The organism is Streptomyces sp. KR55 (assembly GCF_052245645.1).
In the GTDB taxonomy this organism is placed as follows: Bacteria; Actinomycetota; Actinomycetes; order Streptomycetales; family Streptomycetaceae; genus Streptomyces; species Streptomyces flavusporus.
This window is the reverse complement of the sequence record NZ_JBQQCE010000826.1, coordinates 1-2,154: the sequence shown is the minus strand read 5'-3', so window position 1 is coordinate 2,154 and position 2,154 is coordinate 1. Positions and strand designations below refer to the sequence as shown.

The window sequence follows — 2,154 nt, the reverse complement described above, 5'->3', positions numbered from 1 at the left end:
CAGCAGAAGCACCGCCAGGCCGATGACCACGCTCAGATACGGGATGAGGGCGTCGGACATGGCTTCGGAGATGTCGATGTTCAGCGCGGTGGTCCCGGTCACCAGGACGCCGGCGCCCGTGTCGGATTCTACGTCCCCGACCGCGCCGCGAAGCGCGTGCACCAGGTCCTTGGTCTCGCCGCTGTTCGGCGCGGTCTGCGGGACGGCGGTGAGGACGGCCGTGTCCTTGGCCCGGCTGAGAACCGGATCACCGACCGACGCGACCCCGTCCACTGCCCGTACGGCCTTGACGACCTGGTCCGTGATGGCCTGGGTGTCCCCGGAGTCCGGGGATGCGGGTGCCGACATGTCCACGACGATGGTCAGCGGGCCGTTGAAGCCGGGGCCGAAGCCTTCCGACAGCAGGTCGTAGGCGCGGCGCTGGGTGGTCTGAACCGACTTGGACTCGTCGCCGGGCAGGCCGAGTTCGAGGCTCAGTGCCGGCAGGGCCACGGCGCCGAGACCGAGCCCGGCGGTCAGCAGCACGGCCACCGGCCGGCGCAGTACGAACCGTGCCCAGCGGGTGCCGAGCCCGGGCCGCCGGTCGGCGGAGGTGGGCAGCGGGCCCGGGCGGTCGCGTCCCGGCCGGGTGGACTTGCGGACGGCGCGGGACAGTACCCGTCGGCCGAAGAAGCCGAACAGCGCGGGGACCAGGGTCAGTGCGACGAGTACGGCCAGGGCCACGGCGCCCGCGCCGCCCAGGCCCATCCTGGTCAGTTCGGGGATTCCGACGACCCCCAGCCCTGCCAGGGCGATCAGGACGGTCGCGCCCGCGAAGACGACGGCGGATCCGGCCGTGCCCACCGCCCGGCCCGCGGCCTCCTCCGGTTCGCTGCCCTGGGCGCGCTCGTCGCGGAAGCGGGAGGTGATGAAGAGCGCGTAGTCGATGCCGACGGCGAGGCCCAGCATCAGCGCCAGGATGGCGACGGTGGACGTCAGGCCCAGCGGCACGGCCAGCGCGGACACCAGGCCGAAGGCGATGGCCACGCCTACGAAGGCGGTCAGCAGCGACAGTCCAGCCGCGACCAGCGAGCCGAGGGCGAGGATCAGCACCACGGCCGCGACCCCGACGCCGATCATCTCTGTCGTACCGCCCAGTTCCTCTTCCGCGTCCAGGGCCGAGCCGCCGATCTCCACGGTGAGCCCCGCGTCCCGGGCATGGCTCGCGGCGTCCTCGAGGGTGCTCTTCGTCGACTCGGACAGGTCGACGGCGTCCGCGGTGTAGGTGATCGTGGAGTAGGCGATGGTGCCGTCCGTGCTGACCGCGCCGGTCTCGTAGGGGTCGGTGGTCGACGCCACCTGGTCGCCCCCGTCCAGCGAGCCGAGCGTATCCTTGACGGCTACCCTGTTCTCCCTGGCCGTTACCTTCTGTCCGTCCGGGGCCTGGAACACCAAGCGGGCTTCGGCGCCCTGGGAGTTGCTCTGCGGGAAGCGGTCGTCCAGCAGGTCGAACGCTTTTTGCGACTCGGTGCCGGGCATGGCGAGGTCCTCGTCCTCACTGGCCGGCGCCAAGGCCGCGGCGGCCACGGCCACCACCAGGGCACCGAGCCAGAGACCGCCCACGAGCCGGCGCCGCCGGAAGGCCCACCGTCCGATCCGGTAAAGAATTGTCGCCACCGTTGATCACTCCAGACACCGCTAGGCGCGCCAGGCAAAGGAATTGCGTGGGATTCACGCGCCTCTCACCCTTCCCTGCGGCGCTCCGCCGGGCATCGTCCCCGGCCACCGTCGTCGCCTGGTGCTCCCGGACCAGCCATGCCCGTGACCTGGTGCGTACGCACCACATGCCGGCTCGGGGCGCTGGGGGTGCCCCGGATGCAGGACCCGGGCCCCCGGGTGGTCTGTCAGCGCGGGGCTCTCTGGTTGGACTTCCCGGAATCCACGCCGGTCGCTGAGCGGCCAGGGCCGTCACCCAGGACGTCCACTCGGCTTCCGGGGCGTCCACGACCGCGTCGGTCGGTGCTGTTACGCCAGGCCACACCAGCACCGACCGACGCGGTCGGCCCGGGCAGCGCGTACTCGCGCACGCGGCGGCCGACGGCGACGGCACTTGGCCGTGCACTTCGCCACACACCTCGGCGCCGAGGTCGTGGCGACCGCCCGCGAGTTTGGCAC

Annotated in this window: 1 protein-coding gene; it reads right to left on the bottom strand. The window is 72.1% G+C overall.

Annotated elements, in window-relative coordinates:
* Nucleotides 1-1,656: MMPL family transporter (locus ACTWQJ_RS50595; RefSeq protein WP_443313074.1), on the bottom strand; the 1,656-nt coding region annotated here is incomplete at its 3' end.
* Nucleotides 1,657-2,154 lie beyond the last annotated feature (498 nt).